This window comes from Nocardioides plantarum, from assembly GCF_006346395.1.
In the GTDB taxonomy this organism is placed as follows: domain Bacteria; phylum Actinomycetota; class Actinomycetes; order Propionibacteriales; family Nocardioidaceae; genus Nocardioides; species Nocardioides plantarum.
The window spans coordinates 1,278,781-1,298,549 of the sequence record NZ_VDMS01000001.1; the positions used below are offsets into that span (position 1 = coordinate 1,278,781).

General features: G+C 72.8%; 18 protein-coding genes. 10 read left to right on the forward strand and 8 right to left on the reverse strand.

Going from position 1 to position 19,769, the window contains the following annotated elements; all coding sequences use genetic code 11:
- Window positions 1–8: 8 nt before the first annotated feature.
- The 3 genes from FJQ56_RS05975 to FJQ56_RS05985 form a co-directional block, all read right to left on the reverse strand.
- The gene (locus FJQ56_RS05975; RefSeq protein WP_140008230.1) at window positions 9–2,810 is read right to left on the reverse strand and encodes an alpha/beta hydrolase; all 2,802 of its coding nucleotides are present in this window, start codon (window positions 2,808–2,810) and stop codon (window positions 9–11) included.
- 71 nt (window positions 2,811–2,881) lie between these two features.
- Entirely contained in the window at window positions 2,882–4,021 is a 1,140-nt protein-coding gene (locus tag FJQ56_RS05980; RefSeq protein WP_140008231.1) for a M48 family metallopeptidase, read from the reverse strand.
- Between the two features lie 50 nt (window positions 4,022–4,071).
- Entirely contained in the window at window positions 4,072–4,665 is a 594-nt protein-coding gene (locus FJQ56_RS05985; RefSeq protein WP_140008232.1) for a TetR/AcrR family transcriptional regulator, read from the reverse strand.
- A 92-nt stretch (window positions 4,666–4,757) separates the two neighbouring features.
- Between FJQ56_RS05985 and FJQ56_RS05990 the strand changes: the two genes are divergently transcribed.
- From FJQ56_RS05990 to FJQ56_RS06005, 4 genes are all read left to right on the forward strand, one after another.
- Window positions 4,758–5,513, forward strand: a complete 756-nt coding sequence (locus FJQ56_RS05990) for an SDR family NAD(P)-dependent oxidoreductase (protein ID WP_140008233.1) — start codon at window positions 4,758–4,760, stop codon at window positions 5,511–5,513.
- Window positions 5,514–5,611: 98 nt separating this feature from the next.
- Window positions 5,612–6,811: a phosphoglycerate dehydrogenase gene (serA, locus tag FJQ56_RS05995; RefSeq protein WP_140008234.1), complete on the forward strand. Its 1,200-nt coding sequence runs from the start codon at window positions 5,612–5,614 to the stop codon at window positions 6,809–6,811.
- 119 nt (window positions 6,812–6,930) lie between these two features.
- Window positions 6,931–7,791 carry an oxygenase MpaB family protein gene (locus tag FJQ56_RS06000; RefSeq protein WP_246084005.1) on the forward strand — a complete coding sequence of 287 codons (861 nt, stop codon included), beginning with the start codon at window positions 6,931–6,933 and terminating at the stop codon, window positions 7,789–7,791.
- A gap of 42 nt (window positions 7,792–7,833) precedes the next feature.
- Window positions 7,834–8,427, forward strand: a complete 594-nt coding sequence (locus FJQ56_RS06005; RefSeq protein ID WP_246084006.1) for an HD domain-containing protein — start codon at window positions 7,834–7,836, stop codon at window positions 8,425–8,427.
- Here the strand turns inward: FJQ56_RS06005 and FJQ56_RS06010 are convergent.
- Complete coding sequence (locus tag FJQ56_RS06010) at window positions 8,424–8,699, reverse strand: DUF4031 domain-containing protein (RefSeq protein ID WP_140008235.1); 276 nt, start codon at window positions 8,697–8,699, stop codon at window positions 8,424–8,426. The genes FJQ56_RS06005 and FJQ56_RS06010 overlap by 4 nt on opposite strands.
- Window positions 8,696–9,415 (reverse strand): copper homeostasis protein CutC, encoded by a 720-nt coding sequence (locus tag FJQ56_RS06015; protein ID WP_246084007.1) that lies wholly within the window; start codon window positions 9,413–9,415, stop codon window positions 8,696–8,698. Before FJQ56_RS06015 ends, FJQ56_RS06010 begins: the two co-directional genes overlap by 4 nt.
- Before the next feature lie 81 nt (window positions 9,416–9,496).
- Between FJQ56_RS06015 and FJQ56_RS06020 the strand changes: the two genes are divergently transcribed.
- Entirely contained in the window at window positions 9,497–9,847 is a 351-nt protein-coding gene (locus FJQ56_RS06020; RefSeq protein ID WP_140008236.1) for a hypothetical protein, read from the forward strand.
- A 942-nt stretch (window positions 9,848–10,789) separates the two neighbouring features.
- Here FJQ56_RS06020 and FJQ56_RS06025 read toward each other — a convergent pair.
- The 3 genes from FJQ56_RS06025 to FJQ56_RS06035 all read right to left on the reverse strand — a co-directional run bounded on the left by FJQ56_RS06025 (window position 10,790) and on the right by FJQ56_RS06035 (window position 14,919).
- Window positions 10,790–11,509 carry a GntR family transcriptional regulator gene (locus FJQ56_RS06025; RefSeq protein WP_140008237.1) on the reverse strand — a complete coding sequence of 240 codons (720 nt, stop codon included), beginning with the start codon at window positions 11,507–11,509 and terminating at the stop codon, window positions 10,790–10,792.
- A gap of 99 nt (window positions 11,510–11,608) precedes the next feature.
- Window positions 11,609–14,155, reverse strand: coding sequence for an ABC transporter permease (locus FJQ56_RS06030; RefSeq protein ID WP_140008238.1), 2,547 nt, complete (start codon window positions 14,153–14,155; stop codon window positions 11,609–11,611).
- Complete coding sequence (locus FJQ56_RS06035; RefSeq protein WP_140008239.1) at window positions 14,152–14,919, reverse strand: ABC transporter ATP-binding protein; 768 nt, start codon at window positions 14,917–14,919, stop codon at window positions 14,152–14,154. Before FJQ56_RS06035 ends, FJQ56_RS06030 begins: the two co-directional genes overlap by 4 nt.
- A gap of 86 nt (window positions 14,920–15,005) precedes the next feature.
- Here FJQ56_RS06035 and FJQ56_RS06040 point away from each other — a divergent pair, with 86 nt between their 5' ends.
- The 5 genes from FJQ56_RS06040 (at window position 15,006) to FJQ56_RS06060 (ending at window position 19,762) form a co-directional block, all read left to right on the forward strand.
- Window positions 15,006–15,440: an SRPBCC family protein gene (locus FJQ56_RS06040; RefSeq protein ID WP_140008240.1), complete on the forward strand. Its 435-nt coding sequence runs from the start codon at window positions 15,006–15,008 to the stop codon at window positions 15,438–15,440.
- Window positions 15,437–16,192 carry a polyphosphate--glucose phosphotransferase gene (ppgK, locus tag FJQ56_RS06045; protein WP_140008241.1) on the forward strand — a complete coding sequence of 252 codons (756 nt, stop codon included), beginning with the start codon at window positions 15,437–15,439 and terminating at the stop codon, window positions 16,190–16,192. The genes FJQ56_RS06040 and ppgK overlap by 4 nt, the downstream gene beginning before the upstream one ends.
- 279 nt (window positions 16,193–16,471) lie before the next feature.
- On the forward strand, window positions 16,472–17,086 hold the full coding sequence (locus FJQ56_RS06050) for an alpha-ketoglutarate-dependent dioxygenase AlkB (protein ID WP_140008242.1): 615 nt from the start codon (window positions 16,472–16,474) through the stop codon (window positions 17,084–17,086).
- Between the two features lie 340 nt (window positions 17,087–17,426).
- Window positions 17,427–18,869 (forward strand): NADP-dependent phosphogluconate dehydrogenase, encoded by a 1,443-nt coding sequence (gndA, locus tag FJQ56_RS06055; RefSeq protein ID WP_211350762.1) that lies wholly within the window; start codon window positions 17,427–17,429, stop codon window positions 18,867–18,869.
- Window positions 18,869–19,762, forward strand: a complete 894-nt coding sequence (locus FJQ56_RS06060) for an aldo/keto reductase (RefSeq protein ID WP_140008244.1) — start codon at window positions 18,869–18,871, stop codon at window positions 19,760–19,762. The genes gndA and FJQ56_RS06060 overlap by 1 nt, the downstream gene beginning before the upstream one ends.
- The last annotated feature ends 7 nt before the right edge of the window (window positions 19,763–19,769 follow it).

Genomic DNA, 19,769 nt, shown 5'->3' on the forward strand with positions numbered 1-19,769 from the left:
ACCGAGCGTCACGACGTCGCGTCGACCACCGTCACGGTGCGGCGTACGCGCTTGTCGTCGATCCAGATCACCACGGACAAGGTCTCGGAGCCCTCGCGCACCCGGTCCTTGACGGTGGGGACGACCAGCCGGGCGGATCGCTCGCCCGGGTCGATCTGCGCGAAGCCGTAGACCTCCAGCTTGTAGAGCGGGCTGCGCGGGTCGCCCGCGGCCCCGCGGGACGCCAGGAACCAGCGCGGCACGTCGGTCCCGCGGAGCGGCCGGCCAGGGCTGCGCACGATCTGGAGGAAGGGCGACAGCGCGTAGCCGACCGGGCGGTCGGTGCTGACCGTGAACACGATCGGCGATCCCTCGCGGACCCGGCCCGGCGAGCTGACCCGCAGCGCCGGGGTCGGGTCGTCGTCGTCGATCCGCAGCATGCCGAGGTAGTCGTCGGTGACCAGACCGTGGACCGGCCACGCGGTGATGTCGGTCTGCAGGTCGTAGTCGTCGAGCCGGTCGGCGGTGTAGTCGATCGCGATCGTGCCCGACGTCTGGCCGGGCGCGAGGTCGACGGTCTGGCGCCCGGCGGTGCTGCCGTCGGCCCGGTCGCCCTCGTCGCCGCCGCTGACGAGGACGAAGCGGGCGGGCGCGGTGAGGGTCCCGCTGACGGTGAACGGCACCCGGGCGGTGCGGTGCGAGACGGCCCCGAAGCGGGTGCCGCCGGGGTTGCCCTCGTCGATCACGAGCTCGCCGAGGTCGATCTGCGGCAGACGCGTGGCGGGGACCGCCGCGAGGGCGTCGGGCGCGGCCGACACGTCGGCGAGCCAGATCCGGCCGCGGGCGTTGCCGGCGATCAGCTCGACCGACGTCACGTCGGTCAGGTCGAGGCCGGTCGCGTCGGTGGCGTCGACCAGCAGGGCCTGCGCCCACAGCTTGGTGACGGACTCGCCCACGAGCAGCGGCTCGGTCGTCGAGCCTCCCTCGGGCGTCAGCGTCGCGGTGGCACCCGTGCTGTCGGCGATCCGGACCCGCAGGTCGACCGGGCCGCGCCGAGGGTCGACGATCGTGCGCAGCTCGAGCCGGTCGGCGCTCAGGTCGAGCGGGGCGGTGAACCTCAGGCCACCCACCGCGCCGGCACGGAGCCACCCCATCTCGAGGAACTTCCGGGCGGGCTGTCCCTCCCACTCCGCCCGCCAGTGCGGGGCGACGACCTCGCCGAGGCCGCGGCCGCAGGCGCTCGCCCGCGCGTCGTCGTACGACGTCTGGCCGACGCACAGCCGGTTCGTGGCACCGCCCGCCGCGGGCGTGGGCGTGGCGTCGATGCCGGGCCGACGCGTGTCGCGCCCACCGCCGAGGGCGTGGGTGCGCACGTCGGCGCCGGCCGCGGACGGCACGCTCGTGCGGGAGCCGTCGACGAGCGGGAGGTAGGCGTCCTCGCCGGTGAACAGCCGGACGGCGCCGGCGACGTAGGCGCGGCCGACGGCGCGCTGGTGCCGGCCGTCGAGGCGACCGGGGTCGCGGCGACCGCAGGCCTCGCGGGACGGGCCGGACCAGTCGTCGGAGGACGGGGCGACCGACCCGGGGGTCCACTCGGTGTTGAAGTAGTTGTGGTTGGCGCCCATCACGAGCACCGAGCTCTTCAGCGAGGTGTCGTCGGCGGCCAGGTCGCGGCCCACGTCGGTGAACTTCTGGCCCTGCAGGTCGGAGACGTCCCCGTCGCAGTAGGGCAGCACCGTCACGGTCGGGACGTACGGCGCGGTGTGGGACGCGAAGTCGGTCGGGGCGAGCAGCACCTGGCCGACGATCCGGTAGGGCGCGTCGAGGGGGATCTGGATCGACGCGCGGTCGACCCCCTCGCCGCCTCGGCTGTGACCGACCAGCACGACGCGGGACAGGTCGACCTGGTGCGCGGCGGCGATGGTGGTCCAGTGGTCGAGGTGGCGGCGCACGATCGCGGCCCGCGCGTCGGCGCCACCGTCGTCGAGGCGGTAGTCCTGGGCGTTGATGCCGTTGACGCGCACCGAGACGGTCGTGAACCCCTGCGAGGCGAGGGTGCGCTGGATGTAGTCGTAGCCCAGGTGGCTCGGGATCTCCCGGAACGCGCCCGCGCACGGCCAGGTCTCGGAGTAGGCGCCGGGGTGACCGGGCTGATAGCAGACGCTGTGCCGCCCGTGGAGGAAGAGCACGAGCGGACGCGGGCCGGTCGCGGCGTCGGCCGCGGGCTCGACCACGTGGCCGACCATCTCGATGCCCCGCGGCATGCCCGGGAGCCGTACCGAGCGCAGCGCGTAGTCGCTGGTGACGACGGCGTAGGGCCCGGTGGCGCCCGGGTCGGGGGCCGCGAGCGGGGTGGTGGGCGGTGCGTCGCGTCGCGCTCCCCCGCCCACGTCGGTCCGGTCGGTGCCGCGCTCGTCGAGGCGGTCGCCGGAAAGCAGGACGTCGAGCTCGGCCGGGTCGGGCGCCTCGGTGGCCGTGACGACGCTCTCGACCGTACGGCGGTCCGCGCCGATCGTGGTGGGTCCCAGCTCCAGGCCGTCGCCGACGATCGTGGGTCGGTCCGACGTCGTCGGCAGCGGGTCGGCGGAGGTCCACGACACCGTGTACCGGCCGCCGCCGAGGTCGGTGACGCGCCACCCGGTCGGGGTGGTGTCCGGATCGGTCGCGGACGGGTCGGGAGTGCTCGGGTCGGGAGTCCGCGCGACGGAGGGGGCGGGGGTCGCGGCCTGCGCACCCGGGGCGACGCCCGTGGCGGCCGGGACGGCGAGGGCCGAGAGGGCAGCGAGCAGGGCGAATCGGACAGGCAGGCGGAGACGCAGGCGTGGGGACACACTGACAAGACGCGTCGACCGGGCGGTTGGTTGCCGGCGACGTGGGGCTGGCTAGTCCAGTCCGTCGGCCCTCAGTGCTGGTAGCGGACGGCGTCGACCAGGACGCTGCCGGCGCTGTCGAGGTACGGCTCGAGCTCGGCGTCCAGCCGGTGCCACGTGGCCGTGTCGACGACCACGCCCGGGCCGACCTGCTCCCGCTCCTCGACCAGCCGGATGCGCTGGGCGTGGCTGGGGTGGGAGTCGTCGATCCGGCTCTCCTCCTGGACGGCGTGGGCGCGACGCCGGAGCCGGGTCGTGAGGTCGTCGCGGGCCAGGGTCGTCCGGACCTCGTGCCACGCGTCGTCACGGCGGATCGCGGCCCGGCCCACGGCAGCCTCGACGGCGCTGCCGGCGAGCAACGTGTCCAGCAGCGCGAGGGCGCCGTCCGACCCCCCGGTGCTGATGGCATCGAGGTCGGCGAGGTACTCGCGGCTGCGCGACGACGACGCTGCGAGCAGGTCGAGGAGGTAGACGTAGCCGGCCAGCAACGCCCGGAACGGAAGGACCAGGACCCGGATCACGACGGTGACGATCCGCAGGCCGGTCCCCCCGTCGAACGGGTCGTCGCCGAGCTCGCGGAGCACCAGTCGCCACTGCTCGAGCGCCCGGTGGGCCGGCGCGGTCCAGGACGAGGACAGGACGTCGCGGTGAGCGAAGTGCCCGAGCTCGTGACCCAGCAGGGCCAGCCGCGCGTGCGGCGGCGCGGCGACCCACAAGGGGGCACCGAGGACGAGCACCCGGCGCCGACCGAGCGCGAACGTGGAGGCGTTGTAGTCGGGGTCGAACCCGACGAGGTGCGGCACCGGCCCGCCGTTGTGCTCGGCGACCCTGTCGAGAAGGGCGAACAGCTCGGGCAGGTCGACTCTCGTGTGCGCGCCCAGCTTGCGGACCGACCGGGGCCACGGGACCAGGAACAGCCCGAACAGGACGATCACCAGCCCGGGGACCCGCAGCACGAGGGACGGGGCGATCAACGTCAGCCAGGCACCGAGGACGAGGGTCGCGACGGTCGTCAGGTGCACCAGCCCGGCCAGGCCCCACACCGCGACGGTCGCAACGGAGGGCCGGCTGGAGTCGATCGCCTTGGCCGCCGCCTTCGCGCGGGAGCGATCGGCGTACCCGTCCATCAGCCGGCGGCGTCGGCGGGCCAGCCAGCCCTGGTCATCGGTCACGGCCGTGACACTACGGCCGCCGACAGGGTCGCGGCCGGGGATCACCCGGATCAGTCGGTGCCGCGGTCGTGCGGCCACCACCCGGGCAGCAGTCGCAGGTAGAGCGCGAGGAAGGCGTCGACGTCGAGGTCGTCGGAGCCGACCCAGGCCTCGATGGCGCCCACCGTCGCGGCACAGACGAAGTGGATCGCGGTGTCCTCGACCCGGACGCCGTCGATGCCCGCGACCTCGAGGTCGACCCGCAGGCGGGCGCGGGCACTCAGCAGCCGGCTCGTCTCGCGGAAGTGGCGGGCCAGCATGGGGTGCAGGCTGGCCACCCCGCTGTCGTCGGCCAGCCCGCGCCGGTAGATCTCGGCATGGCGTCGTACGTGCTCGAGGACGCCGCGGGTGACGCCGGTGACCGCCCGGTCGAGATCGGGGTCGCCGTCGACCAGGAGGCCGGCGCGCAGGTCGTCGAGCTCGGCGCGCAGGGCGCGCTCGACGAGATCGGCGGGCGAGCTCGCGAGCTCGTAGAAGGTCGAGCGGTGCACACCTGCCTCGCGGGCGAGCGCGGTCGCCGTGAGCGAGCCCACCGGCGCAGTCGCGGCCAGCCGGAGCGCCGCCGCGAAGAGCGCGGCCTGCGAGCGCTGCTGACGCACGTCCATCGGGTCTCCTCGGGGTCGGAATGAACTCCGACGACTGTAGGTTACCGACGTATCCGACACATGTCGGCGAACATGACGAAGGAGTGACAGACATGGCTACCTACGACGTGCAGGACCGTTCCGCGATCGTGACGGGATCAGGCTCGGGCATCGGCCGCGCGGTCGCGCGACTGCTGGCCGCCAACGGTGCCGCCGTGGTGGTGCACGACCTCGACGCCGCGGCCGCCGACCGCGTGACGGCCGAGATCGTGGCTGACGGCGGTGTGGCATCGGCGTTCGTCGGCGACGCGTCGGACCCCGAGGTCGCCGTACGCGCGGTGGCCGCCGCCGAGGCGCTCGCCCCCCTGCGGATCGCGGTCAACAACGCCGGCATCGGCGGGCCCTCGCTGCCGATCGGCGACTACCCGCTCGACTCCTGGCGCCAGGTCGTCGACGTCAACCTCAACGGCGTCTTCTACAACATGCGCGCCCAGCTGCCGGCGATGGCCGCCCACGGCGGTGGCGCGATCGTCAACATGGGCTCGGTCCTGGGCTCGGTCGGCCTCCCCGGCTCCTCGGCCTACGTCACGACCAAGCACGGCCTGGTCGGTCTGACCAAGAACGCTGCCCTCGAGTACGGCGAGCAGCGAGTGCGCGTCACTGCCGTCGGTCCCGGCTTCATCTCCACTCCCCTGCTCGAGGCCAACCTCGACGCCGACGCCCAGGCCGCGCTGGCCGCGAAGCACGCCGCCGGTCGCCTCGGCACCACCGAGGAGGTCGCCGCCCTGGTCGCCTTCCTGGTCTCCGACGCCGCCACCTTCGTGACCGGCAGCTACCACCTCGTCGACGGCGGGTACGCCGCGTCCTGATCGACGCCTCGCACCACCACGTGACGCGGGTGATCGCGCGGGTTCCACCCCATGGAGGCCACCCCGACCCCGGCTCCGCCCCTCACTACCCTGGACCCGTGAAGGCCCTGCTGCTCGAGAACATCCATCCCATCGCCGTCGAGACCCTCGAGCGGCGCGGCTTCGAGGTCGAGCTCCGGACGGCCGCGATGTCCGAGGACGAGCTGATCGCCGCGCTGCCGGGGGTCGCCCTGCTCGGCATCCGCTCCAACACCACGATCACGACCGCGGTGCTCGACAGCGCCCCCGACCTGCTGGCGATCGGCTGCTTCTGCATCGGGACCAACCAGGTCGACCTGGCCGCGGCGGCCGAGCGTGGCGTGGCGGTGTTCAACGCGCCGTACTCCAACACGCGCAGCGTGGTCGAGCTCGTCATCGGCGAGATCATCGCGCTGGCACGGCGGTTGACCGAGAAGACCGAGAAGATGCACGCCGGTGTCTGGGACAAGTCGGCCAAGGGCAGCCACGAGATCCGCGGTCGCACCCTCGGCATCGTGGGCTACGGCAACATCGGCACCCAGCTGTCCAACGTCGCCGAGGCGCTCGGTCTGCGGGTCATCTTCTTCGACACCGCCGACCGGCTCGCCCACGGCAACGCCCGCCGGACGTCCTCGCTCGACGAGCTGCTCGCCGAGGCCGACGTCGTCACGCTGCACGTCGACGGACGCCCGGGCAACGCCGGGTTCTTCGGCGCCGAGCAGTTCGCCGCCATGAAGCCGCGCTCGATCTTCATCAACGCCGCCCGCGGCATGGTCGTCGACACCGAGGCGCTGCGCGAGCAGATCCTGAGCGGTCACATCGCCGGCGCCGCGCTCGACGTGTTCCCCGTGGAGCCCAAGGCCCAGGGCGACGAGTTCGAGTCGCCGCTGCGCGGCCTCGACAACGTGATCCTCACCCCCCACGTCGGCGGCTCGACGCAGGAGGCGCAGGAGGAGATCGGCTGGTTCGTCGCCGGCAAGCTCGCCGGGTTCGTCCTCGAGGGTCGCACCGAGCTCTCGGTCGACCTCCCGGCCGTCCTGGCCCCGCGGCTCACGACCGGCTCGCGGATCGGCTTCCTGCACGTCAACGTCCCCGGCGTCCTGGCCGACCTCAACGCGCGGCTCGCCGAGCAGGGCGTCAACGTGACCGGTCAGTACCTCGCCACGCGCGGCGAGCAGGGCTACGTCGTCACCGACGTCTCCGAGCCGGTGTCCGAGGCCGTGGCGACCGCACTGGGTGCCTCCGACCAGACGATCTGGCTGCGTTCCTGGTCGGCCTGACCGTCTCCCCTCGTCGGTCGAGCCTGTCGAGACCGCTCCCAGGATCTCGACAAGCTCGATCACCGATCACCGATCACCGAGGACCGGAGGGGTGGGACCGGGGTCCGTAGGCTCGCACCGTGGACGTGACGAGCGTGACGAGCGGGGTGCGTGACCGGTTGGGGCAGGCCCTGTTCGAGCGGGTCGCCGGGCCCGACGCGCTCGACAAGCGCGACCGGATCCACTTCACGCAGGGCGCACGCTGGTTCGAGCCCGACAGCCCGATCTCGGTGGTGCACGGCGACGCCTCGATGTTCGTCGGCGGCATCCGGGCGCTCCTGCTGCAGACCCTGCACCCCGCCGCCATGCTCGCGGTCTCCGAGCACTCCGGCTTCCGCGGTGACATGTGGGGACGCCTGCACCGCACCAGCGAGTTCCTCGCGACCACCACGTTCGCGACCGCCGAGGACGCCGAGCGCCAGGTCGACATCGTCCGCGCCATCCACAAGCGGGTCGTCGGCACGATGCCCGACGGGACGCCGTACGCCGCCTCCGACCCGCACCTGCTGCGCTGGGTGCACGTCGCCGAGGTCGACAGCTTCCTGCGGGCCCACACCGTCTACGGCAAGCAGCGGCTCGACCAGGCCCAGCGCGACACCTACGTCGCCCAGGTCGGCGAGATCGCGACCCGCCTCGGGGCCAGCGACGTGCCGGGCACCGAGGCCGAGCTGGTCGAGGCGCTGGCGTCCTACCGCCCCGAGCTGCGCGGCACCTCCGAGGCACGGGAGGCCGTGCGCTACCTGCTCTTCCGGCCGCCGCTGCCGCTGGCCGCCCGACCGGCGTACGGCGTCCTGGTGGCCGCCGCGGTGGGCCTGATGCCCGCGTGGACCCGGGTGCCGCTGCGGCTGCCCTGGCTGCCGGTCACCGAGCGGACGGTCGTGCGCGCGCTCGGGTCGGCCGCCACCGGCACCATCCGCTGGGCGATGACCCCGGGCGCGTAGGCCACGGCGCACGTCGGGCGACGTACAGGGTCTAATGGGGCGATGCCCCCGCCTGCTGGTCCGTCCTGGCCCCTCGACGACGGTCTGGCCGTCCGCGACGAGCTGCTGGCGGCGTACGCCGACCCCGAGCGCGGCTACCACGACACGACCCACCTGACCGAGGTGCTCGCCCGCGTCGACGAGCTCGCGGCGGCCGGGGTGCCGTTCGAGCACCTGCCCGTCCGGCTGGCGGCGTGGTTCCACGACGCGGTCTACGACGGCGAGCGCGACGCCGAGGAGCGCTCGGCCGCCTGGGCCGAGCACGCGTTGCCGGGCCTGGTCGACGACGCGGTCGTCGTCGAGGTCGTGCGGCTGGTGCGGCTCACGGAGTCGCACCGCCCCGAGGAGGGCGACGCGAACGGCTGCGTGCTGTCCGACGCCGACCTCGGCATCCTGGCCGCGCCGGCCGAGCGCTACGCGGCGTACGTGAGCGACGTGCGGGCCGAGTACGCCCACCTCGACGACGAGACCTTCGCGGCCGGGCGCCGGGTGGTGCTGACCGACCTCGTCGGCAAGCCCCGGCTGTTCCACACCTCCTACGCCCTCGAGCGCTGGGAGGACGCCGCGCGCGCCAACGTCGCGGCCGAGCTCGGCTAGGGCGTGTCCCTCGGCCGGCGCGGCTTGCGGCGGCGCAGGCCCGCGGCGTTCAGGCGCGCCACGAGCTCGCGCGAGCTGACCGGGCTCGCGCCGGCGGCGACCACGACGTCGTACCACTCCGAGGGGACGTCGTAGTGGTCGCGGTCGAAGCCGCGCTCGGGGATGTCGAGGCGGCGCGCGAACGCGTGCAGCTCGTCGTACGACGTGTCGCTGGCCAGGTGGGACCAGCGGCGCCCCCAGCGCTCGACCGCGGGCGGGTCGATGAGGATCACGAGGTCACGGTGCGGTCGGCGCGCGAGACGGCCGGGCCGTCGAGCAGCAGCCGCCACGAGCGGACCAGGCCCGCGTCGACGAAGGCCCGCGACGAGCCGCCCGGGCGGACCTGGTGACCGACCCGGAACTGGTGGACGCCCGCGCGTGCCAGCCACGGCACCTGCTCGGCGTCGAGCCCGCCGCTGGCGACCAGGAGCCGGGCGACCGCGGGGTCACGGCCGGCGAGCGCGAGCAGGTCGTCGTAGCCCTGGGCCAGGCCCTGGGGCGAGCCGCCGGACGAGACGGCCGTCAGGCCCGGGAGGCCGACGACCCGGCGCCACGAGCGTGCGAGGTCGAGCGTCGCGTCGATGGCACGGTGGAAGGTCCACGGGACGCCCGGCAGCGAGTCGGCCAGCGCGGTCGTGGTGGCGACGTCGACCTCGAGGTCGACGTCGAGGAACCCGAACAGCAACCCCTCGGCGCCGAGCGCGAGGTACTCCTCGCCCAGGCCGATCATCCGGACCAGGTCGCCGCCGGTGGTCGTGAACGTGTCGTCGAGCCGCAGCATCACCCGCACCGGCACGTCGCCGGCCACGGCCGCCCGGAGCACGGCGGCCGCCGTGGGCACGTCGGGCGAGCGGCCGTCCACGTCGAGGGTGAGCCGGTCGGCGCCGCCCTCGACCGCGCCCGCGACGTCCTCGACGCGGTGCACGGCGACCTCGAGCAGGGGGTTCACGCCCCCACGGTAGGAGATCGCAGCCGCCGTGTCGGGGAGGTCGAGCGGTACCGCCCTTGGTGCGCCCGTTTAATAGGACCTGTGGACGACCAACTGCTGCTCGACGCCCGAGCGCGCGTGCTGGCCGACCTCACGGCCCGCCAGCTCGCCACCGCCGCCGCCGTGACCGCCCTCGACGAGGCGTGCGCGTCGCGGGAGTGGTGGGCCGCCCAGTGGCCCCAGGGCTCCGAGTACGTCGCCGGCCTGGTCGCCCAGGACGTCCAGGACGCCCTCTTCGAGGCCGCCGGCCGCTGGCCCCTGTGCCTGGCCTGCCAGGAGGGTCCGGTCCACTCGCTCTACATCCAACCCGACCTCGGCGGCCCCGACCCGGTCTGGGTCTGCGAGGAGACCGGCGAGGTCGCCGCGGCGCTGGGGTTCCTGGGTCGCGTCTAGGTCCCTCCCCACGCCGGTCGAGCGCGACCTCACGTCGGTCGAGGTGCGGAACTCACGTCGGTCGAGGTGCGAAGGCCGCCAGGCCTGAGCCTCGAGACCCCCGCAGCCGAGGCAACCGACCCGATCGAGGTCTCGCGTGGTCCGGGCCCTCAGAGGCGACGGTCCCACGGGGTCGGGGTATCCGCGCGCCTAGCATTCCGGGTCTCGGCCGTCAAGGACGTCGCTTCGCTCCGCCGCTGCGCGGTCGCTTCGCGATCCTTGACCGCGAGCCTCTCCCGGAATGGTTGACGGCGCAGACAAGGGCGGGCTGCGCCGCGCCCTCGTCCAGCGCGGACACCCCGAGACCCGGGTCCTCGGCGACTGGAGAGAATCCCGTGAACCTGCTTCAGGAGAATCGCTCCGGTCGAGCCACCGCCCGGGCCGGCGGTGCGTCAGCCACCGAACCCACCCGCCCGAGACACCAGAACGGTGGCTCACCCACCGCCCCAAGCAGGCGGCCAGACCAGCGGTGAGCCAGCCACCGAACCCACCCGGCCAGAGCTCCAGAACGGTGGCTCACTGACCGCCCAGCAGACCCGAGGGTCGGGCGGCGGCGCAGGCGACGGCGAGCGAGCGAAGCGAGGTCTCGCCGTTGGTGCGCGCCGGAGCAGACCGCGAGAGGCTCGGGGTCAAGGACCGCGAAGCGGCCGCGCAGCGGCGCCGAAGGCGTCCTGGACGCCGAGACGCGGTCTGCTACGCGCGCCGCCGCCCGACCCGGACAGCGAAGGATTCGCGACGAGAGGACGTCGCTGAAGCCTGCAGGACGCTGCGGTGGTCTCGAGGCTCGGCGCTAGCGCGCCTCACACCTCGACCGACGTAAGGGAGCGCCTCGCACCTCGACCGACGCGTAGTCACGAAAGCGACACGAAGGTCACGAAACGATAACGACGGGGACCGGACGGGTCAGGCGTCGTGGCCGAGCTGGATCCAGAGCGTGAACCGGTCCGCACGGTACACGCTGCGCGACACGTTGACGATCTTGTCGTCGACCAGTCCGCGTCGCGAGTGACGCAGGACCACCGTGCCGGGATCGACCTCGAGGAGGGCGGCCTCCTCGTCGCCGACGGTGTCGGCGCTGATGGAGTCCTCGGCCCAGGTGGGGCGGAGGCCGCGGTCGTCGAGGGCGTCGTACAGGCTGGTCGGCATGCCGGTCTGCAGGAAGCCGGGGAGCAGCACCTCGTTGAGGTAGTTGTCCTCGAGGCAGACGACGGCGCCGTCGCCGCGGCGTACGCGGCGCCAGTGGATGACGGCGTCGCCCTCGGTGAGGTTGAGGGCGCGGGCGACGCCGGGGCCGGCCTGCTCACGGCGGGCGAGGAGGGTGACGGACTCGGCGAGCAGACCGCGGCGCGCCATCTCCTCGGTGTAGCCGATGATCGGGGTGGCGACGCGGCGCGGGCGGGCCACGAAGGTGCCGCGGCCGGGGATCCGCTCGAGGAGGCCCTCGGTGACCAGCGCGTCCAGGGCTTGGCGCACGGTCATCCGGGCGACCCCGAAGCGGTGCACGAGCTCACGCTCGGAGGGGGCCGGCGAGCCGGGGGCGTTGCCGGCGACCAGGCCTCGGACGTACTCCCGGACGACGACGTGCTTGAGCGCACGACCGTCCCTCAGCAGCACGTCCTCCACGTGTCGAGGGTAGGGAGAACACCGGGTCCACGTCAGCAGAATCGCGGGTTTGGTCCACCCTCGTCCCCGGCCGGGGCGACACCCGTGACCCGTGGTCGCTCAGTCGGTCGCGATCGCCGTCAGCACGTCGAGCCGCGCCGCGCGGCGTGCCGGGAGGACGGCCGCGACGACGCCGATCAGCACGGCCAGCGCGAGGAAGAGCCCGAGCTGGTCGAGGGGGACGTCGATGACCTCGAGGCCCTCGTCGCGTACGGCGTACATCAGCGCGACGCCGAAGCCGGTGCCGAGGACGACCCCGAGCACGGCGCCCAGCACGGCGATGACGATCGACTCCAGCGTGATCATCAGCCGCAGCTGGCGGCGGGTGACGCCGATCGCGCGGAGCAGCCCGACCTCGCGGGTGCGCTCGATGACCGACAGGGCGAGCGTGTTGACGATGCCGAGCACCGCGATCACCAGTGCCAGCCCGAGCAGGGCGTAGATGATGAGCACGAACATGTCGATGTTCTTGCGCTGGTCGGCGGCGAAGGCGGCCTGGTCCTTGGCGGTCACCGTCGGCTGGTCTGCGAGGACGTCGTCGAGGCGGTCCTGCAGGGCGCCGAGGTCGGTGCCGTCCTCGGTGTAGACGACGAGCAGGCTGTCCTGCTTCTTGTAGCCGGCGTCCTCGTAGGTCGCGATGTCGGTGACGACGCCCTGGGAGAGCAGCGCGTTGTCGTCGAAGATGCCGGCGACCTTCCAGGTGACCTTGCCCCGGGGCACCTCGATCTCGTAGGGGTCGCCCACCTGGAGGTCGTCGGAGGCGGCCGCCGTACGGCTGATGATCACGGTGCCGCGCGTGAGGTCGGCGGCGCTGCCCGCGAGGAAGTCGACGCCCAACCGGTCGAGGGCGGCGGGGTCGGTCGCGACGATGACGCTGAACCCGCCGTCGCGATCGGCGAACCCCGACCGCTGGCGCACGACCTCGGCCACGCCGTCGACGTCGGCCACCCGGCCGGCGATGCTGGAGGAGAACGACCCCTGGAAGATGCTGCTGATCACGAAGTCGCCGGTGAAGCTCTCCTCGACCGACTTGTCGACCGAGGCCTTGGCCGAGGCGCCGATGATGGCCATGGCGCAGGCCAGGGTCAGGCCGATCATCAGCGCCGACGCGGTGGCCGTCGTACGCCGGGGGTTGCGCAGCGAGTTCTGCCCGGCCAGGTTGCCGACCGAGCCGAACAGCCGTGCGTAGAGGGTGCGGGCCAGGCGCAGCAGCGGCGCCGAGAGCACCGGGCTCATGGCGGTCACGCCGAGCAGGATGGCGAGCATGCCACCCCCGACGAGGTAGCCGTCGCCGCCGATGTCGACGACGTCGCTCAGCCCGGCGAACAGGGCCACTCCCCCGGCCAGCGCGAGCGCGAGGCCCAGCACGAACCGGCGTCGCATCGACTCCTCGGGCAGGGCGATGTCGTCGCGCATGGCCTGCACCGGGGCGATCCGGGAGGTACGCCGGGCGGGGAAGTAGGCCGCCGCCATGGTGACCAGGATGCCGACGGCGTAGGCCGCGACGACGGTCCGCGGCCGGTAGACCAGCGGCTGCCCGGACAGGTCGAGCCCGATGAACCCGAACAGCGCGCGCAGCCCGATGGCCAGCACCACGCCGAGCCCGACGCCGATCGTCGCGCCGAGGAACCCGAGCACCAGCGCCTCGAGCTGCACCGAGCGCTGGACCTGGCGCTTGCTCGCGCCGAGGGCCCGCAGGAGGGCGAGCTCGCGACTGCGTTGGGCGACCAGGATGGAGAAGGTGTTGACGATGATGTAGGTGCCGACGACCAGGGAGATGCCGGCGAAGATCAGCAGGAAGATCGTGAGGAACGAGATTGCCTCGAGCAGGTCGTCGGCCTGGTCCTTCGCCTCGTCGTCGCCGGTCACGGCCTCGTAGCCGTCGGGGAGCACCTTCTCGACCTCGGCGCGCAGCTCGTCCTGGCTGACGTCGTCGTCGCGGGTGACCCAGATGCTGTCGAACTCGTCCTTGCCGTCGTGGAAGAGGTCCTGGGCCACCGAGGTCTCGAAGGAGGCGACCGTCGCGCCGTTGAGCGATCCCCCCTCGGGGAAGCCCGCGATCCCGACGAGGGTCGGCTCGAGGTTGGCGGTGCGGTCGGCGGTCGTGATCGGGACGGTGTCGCCGACGTCGTACCCGGCCTTCTCGGCGGTCTTCTCGTCGAGCACGACCTCGTCGGGGCCACGGGGCTCACGTCCCTCGAGGATCGTGAGGCCGACGAGGCCGTTGCCGGCCGGCGCGTCGGACCAGTTGGTGCCGAGCGACGGCGGCCCGAAGCCCCCGATCGGCTTGCCGTCGGAGTCGATCACGTAGACGCCGTCGGTGCCGATCTGCCCGTCGACCCGGGCCGCACCCGGGACGTCGGCCAGACGCTCGACGAGGTCGGCCGGCACCGAGCGCGTCGAGGAGGCCCCGCCGGGCGAGCTGCCCTCGGGCTGGACGACGACGTCGCCGACCGTCGCGTCGAACAGCGAGGTGAAGCTCCGGTTGAGGGTGTCGGTGAAGACGAGCGTCCCGACGACGAACGCCACGCCCAGCACGATGGCGAACGTGCTCAGCAGCAGCCGCAGCTTGCGGCCCAGCAGGCTCTTGAACGCCGCCCGGATCATCGGCCGTGCTCGGACATGCGCGCCATCACCGCGAGGACCGACTCGCGGTCCGGGTGGCGCAGCTCCTCGATCACGCGGCCGTCGGCGAGGAACACGACCCGGTCGGTGTACGCCGCCGCGACGGGGTCGTGGGTGACCATGACGACCGTCTGCTGCCGGTCGTCGACCGCCGCGCGCAGCAGCTCGAGCACCTCGGCGCCGGAGCGGGAGTCGAGGTTGCCGGTCGGCTCGTCGGCGAAGACGATGCGCGGCCGACTGACCAGCGCCCGCGCGACCGCGACCCGCTGCTGCTGACCGCCGGAGAGCTCGTTGGGCTTGTGGGAGAGCCGGTCGCGCAGGCCGACGGTCTCGATCACGGAGTCGAACCACGCGCGGTCGGGCTTGCGGCCGGCGATCGCCAGCGGGAGCACGATGTTCTCCTCGGCGCTCAGCGTCGGCACCAGGTTGAAGGACTGGAAGACGAAGCCGATCTCCTCGCGCCTCAGCACCGTCAGCGCCTTGTCCTTGAGCCCGCCGATCGGCTGGTCGCCGATCCACACCTCGCCCGTTGTCGGCTTGTCCAGCGCGGCGCAGACGTGCATCAGGGTGGACTTGCCCGACCCGCTCGGACCCATCACGGCGGTGAACTCCCCGGCGTACAGGTCGACCGAGACGCCGTCGAGGGCACGCACCTCGGCCTCGCCCTTGCCGTAGGTCTTGGTGACGTCGACGACGCGCGCGGCGACCGTCCGGGTGTCCGCGGCGGTGGGGGCGGGGATGGTCATGACCCAACACTGCCCGTCGTACGGCTGACGCGCCACGGGGATGACCCTGAGGCGTCCCTGTCGCCGGGCGACCGTAGGGTCGCGACATGCACGTCGAGCGCACGTTCACGGTCCCGCAGCCCGTCGAGGAGGTCTTCGACTACCTCGGCGACTTCACCCACACCGAGGCCTGGGACCCCGGCACGGTCACGACGTCACGCACCTCCGGCGACGGCGGCCTCGGGACGACGTACGCCAACACCTCGCGGTTCCTGGGCCGCACCGTCGACCTGTCCTACGAGGCGATCACCTTCCAGCGGCCGACGAAGGTGCAGTTCCGCGGGCGCAACAAGCAGTCGACGGCGACGGACTCGATGACGTTCACGCCGACCGCCGACGGCGGCACCTCGATCCACTACCGCGCCGACTTCGTGTTCCACGGACCGCTGAAGCACCTCGCCCCGCTGATCGTGAAGCGCAAGATCGACGACGTCGCCGACGAGACGGTCGCGAGCATCGTGTCGACCCTGGACGCGCGATGAGCGCGCACCCGCTCGGCGTCGACTTCGGCGGATCCGGCATCAAGGCGGCCCCGGTCGACCTCGACCGCGGCGACTTCGCCGCCGACCGGGTCCGCATCGAGACCCCCCAGCCCGCGACGCCCGAGGCGGTGGCCGAGGTGCTGGCCGAGCTGCTGTCGTCGTTCTCCTCCGACAACGGCGGCGAGTCGCCCATCGGCGTGACCGTGCCCGGCGTCGTCCGCGACGGCGTCGTCAGCAGCGCCGCCAACATCGACTCCTCGTGGATCGGCGTCGACGCCGGCGCGCTCTTCGCGCGGGCCACCGGACGCCCGGCCCTGGCGATCAACGACGCCGACGCGGCCGGCCTCGCCGAGACGCGGTACGGCGCCGCGCGCGGCCAGCACGGGCTGGTCATCGTCACCACCCTCGGCACCGGCATCGGATCGGCCCTGCTGCTCGACGGGGTGCTCGTGCCCAACTCCGAGCTGGGGCACGTCGAGATCGACGGACGCGACGGCGAGAAGTGGGCCGCCAACAGCGCCCGCGAGTCCGAGGACCTCTCCTGGGAGGACTGGGCCGCCCGCCTGACCACCTACTACCGCACCCTCGAGCGGCTGCTCACCCCCGACCTGTTCGTGGTGGGCGGCGGCGTCAGCAAGCACGCCGACCGGTTCCTGCCCATGGTCGACGTCGCGACCCCGATCATCCCGGCCCTGCTGCGCAACAAGGCCGGCATCGTCGGCGCGGCGCTGCACGCCGCCGGCGACGGCTGACGGGGCGGGGGATCTGCCGGGGGCGGGGCGGGGGCGCACCAACTCGCGCAATCGAACGAGTCGGTGGCCGGATTCCGCGGCTCGGCCGACCAACTCGTTCGATCGAACGAGTCGGCGACCGGGGTGGGCCCGCCAGGCGACCGACCCGTTCAATTGAACGGGTCGGCGACCGGGATGGGCCCGTCGGCCACCCAACCCGTTCGATTGCTCGAGTCGGCGACCGCCCACTCCACCAAACCACCCTCGAACGTCTGTTCGATCCTGGCGTACCATCGGCGCATGGACTTCCAGGGATCGCTGTTCGAGGCACCCGCCTCCGGCGTCGACGACTTCGACCGGATAACCCGCCGCGATCTCGGGCAGGGTGCCTGGCTCGACGTGCTGCCGACCTGGGTGCCGGCCCCTGACGACGTGCTGACGACGCTGGTCGACGAGGTGCCGTGGCGCGCGGAGCGGCGCCAGATGTACGACCGCGTGGTCGACGTACCCCGCCTGCTCCACACCTACATGATCGGCGAGCCGCTCCCCCACCCGTTGCTCACCGCGGCCCGTGACGCGCTGAGCGCGCACTACGCCGACGAGCTCGGAGAGCCGTTCCGCACCGCGGGCTGCTGCTACTACCGCGACGGCCGCGACTCGGTCGCCTGGCACGGCGACACGATCGGGCGTGGCTCCACCCACGACACGATGGTCGCCATCGTCTCCTTCGGCGACCCGCGACGGCTCCACCTGCGCCCACGCGGGGGCGGCGCCTCGGTCGTGGTCGAGATGGGGCACGGCGACCTGGTCGTGATGGGTGGGTCGTGCCAGCGCACCTGGGAGCACGCGGTGCCCAAGGTCGCGCACGCCGGGCCCCGGGTCTCGGTCCAGTTCCGGCCGTTCAATGTCTTCTGACCACGCGCGAGCGCAGCGAGGGCGTGCGGCAGAAGAGGTCGAGCAAGCGGCGCGGGTGAGGAACGAACCCGCGCCGGCGCGTCGAGACCACCGCAGCCGACATACCTGACCCGACCCGGTGGTGACGCCGGCCGGACGCTGCGCAGGTCTCGAGGCTCGGCGCTAGCGCGCCTCGCACCTCGACCGACGTGGGGGCAGGTCTCGAGGCTCGGCGCCGGGGCGCCTCGCACCTCGACCGACGTTGGGGACAGGTCTCGAGGCTCGGCGCCGGAGCGCCTCACACCTCGACCGTCGTCAGGGGTGGACCGGCCGCTTGCCCCGCCGTGCCAAGGTCGATCACGTGACTGAAGCAACCGCCACCATCGGACTGACCGGACTGGCGGTGATGGGGCGCAACCTGGCCCGCAACATCGCCCGTCACGGCCACACCATCGCCGTGCACAACCGCACCCACGCCCGGACCGAGTCCCTGATCGCCGACCACGGCGACGAGGGCGACTTCGTCGCGACCGAGAGCCTCGAGGACTTCGTCGCCGCGATCGAGAAGCCGCGCGTCGTGCTCGTCATGGTCAAGGCCGGCGACCCGACCGACGCGGTCATCGACGACCTGGTGCCCCTGCTCGAGGAGGGCGACATCGTCGTCGACTGCGGCAACGCCCACTTCGCCGACACCATCCGTCGCGAGAAGCAGCTCGAGGAGCACGGCCTGCACTTCGTCGGCACCGGCGTCAGCGGCGGCGAGGAGGGTGCACTCAACGGACCGTCGATCATGGTCGGCGGCAGCGACCAGGCCTACGAGCGCCTCGGGCCGATCCTGGAGTCGATCGCCGCCCAGGTCGACGGCGAGCCGTGCTGCGCCCACGTCGGCACCGGCGGTGCGGGCCACTTCGTCAAGATGGTCCACAACGGCATCGAGTACGCCGACATGCAGCTCATCGCCGAGTCCTACGACCTCCTCCGCTCGATCGGCGACCTCGAGCCGGCCGCGATCGCCGACGTCTTCGCCGACTGGAACGGCGGCGAGCTGGAGTCGTTCCTCATCCAGATGACCGCCGACGTGCTGCGCCACACCGACGCCGGTGGCCAGCCGTTCGTCGACGTCGTCCGCGACGCCGCCGAGCAGAAGGGCACCGGGCGCTGGACCGTGCAGAGCGCGCTCGACCTCGGCGTACCGATCACCGGCATCGCCGAGGCGACGTTCGCCCGCAGCCTGTCGGGCCACACCGACCAGCGTGCGGCGGCCCGCAAGGTGTTCTCGACGTCGCCCGAGGACGACACGGTCGAGGTCGACCGCGACGCGTTCGTCGACGACGTCCGCGCCGCGCTCTACTCCTCCAAGGTCGTGGCCTACGCCCAGGGCTTCGACCAGATCGCGGTCGGCGCCGAGACCCACGGCTGGGACATCGACCTCGGACAGGTCGCGAAGATCTGGCGCGACGGCTGCATCATCCGTGCGCGCTTCCTGGGCCGCATCACCGAGGCGTACGCCGACGAGCCCGACCTCACCACCCTGCTGACCACCGAGTTCTTCGCCGAGGCGGTCAAGGAGGGCGTCGACGCGTGGCGTCATGTCGTGGCGACCGCCGCACAGGGCGGCGTACCGGTGCCGGCCTTCGGGTCGTCGCTGTCCTACTTCGACGGGCTGCGCCGCGAGCGCCTGCCCGCCGCCCTGATCCAGGCCCTACGGGACAACTTCGGGGCCCACACCTACCAACGCGTCGACCGGGAGGGCACGTTCCACACGGCCTGGGCCGGCGACCTGAGCGAGAGCGAGCAGCACTGATGAGCACCGACACCACCACCGGGACCACTGCTGGCGACAACGTCGCCGCCCCGTCCGGCACCTTCAAGATCGGCGGCGACCTCGAGGTCGTCCGCCTGGGCTTCGGCACCATGCAGCTGCCCGGGGAGGGTGTGTGGGGCTGGCCCGACGACCACGACAACGCGGTCGCCGTGCTGCGTCGCGCCGTCGAGCTCGGCATCACCTTCTTCGACACCGCCGACTCCTACGGCCCCGTCGTCGCCGAGCAGCTGCTCAAGGAGGCGCTGCACCCCTACGCCGACGACGTGGTCATCGCGACCAAGGCCGGCCTGACCCGCCAGGGACCGGGCCAGTGGACCCCCGTCGGCAACCCGGCCTACCTCCGCCAGCAGTGCGAGCTCTCGCTGCGCAACCTCGGTGTGGAGCGCATCGACCTCTTCCAGCTGCACCGCATCGACCCGGCCGTCGACCTCGAGGACCAGGTCGGCGAGCTGGTCAAGCTGCGCGACGAGGGCAAGATCCGCCACCTCGGCCTGTCCGAGGTCAGCGTCGAGCAGCTCGAGATGGCACAGGCGATCGCGCCGATCGCGACCGTGCAGAACCTCTACAACCTCGCGCACCGCGACGCCCAGGACCTGCTCGACTTCTCCGAGAAGCACGGCATCGGCTTCATCCCGTGGTTCCCGCTCGCGACCGGCGAGCTCGCCGGCGACGACGGCGTCCTGGGCCAGGCAGCCAAGGACCACGGCGCGACCCCGTCGCAGCTCGCGCTGGCCTGGCTGCTGCGCCGCTCGCCGGTGATGCTGCCGATCCCGGGCACCAAGTCCCTCGAGCACCTCGAGACCAACACCGCCGCCGCCGCGATCGAGCTCACCGACGAGGAGTACGACGCCCTGACGTCGCTGGGCGACTGACGCCTCC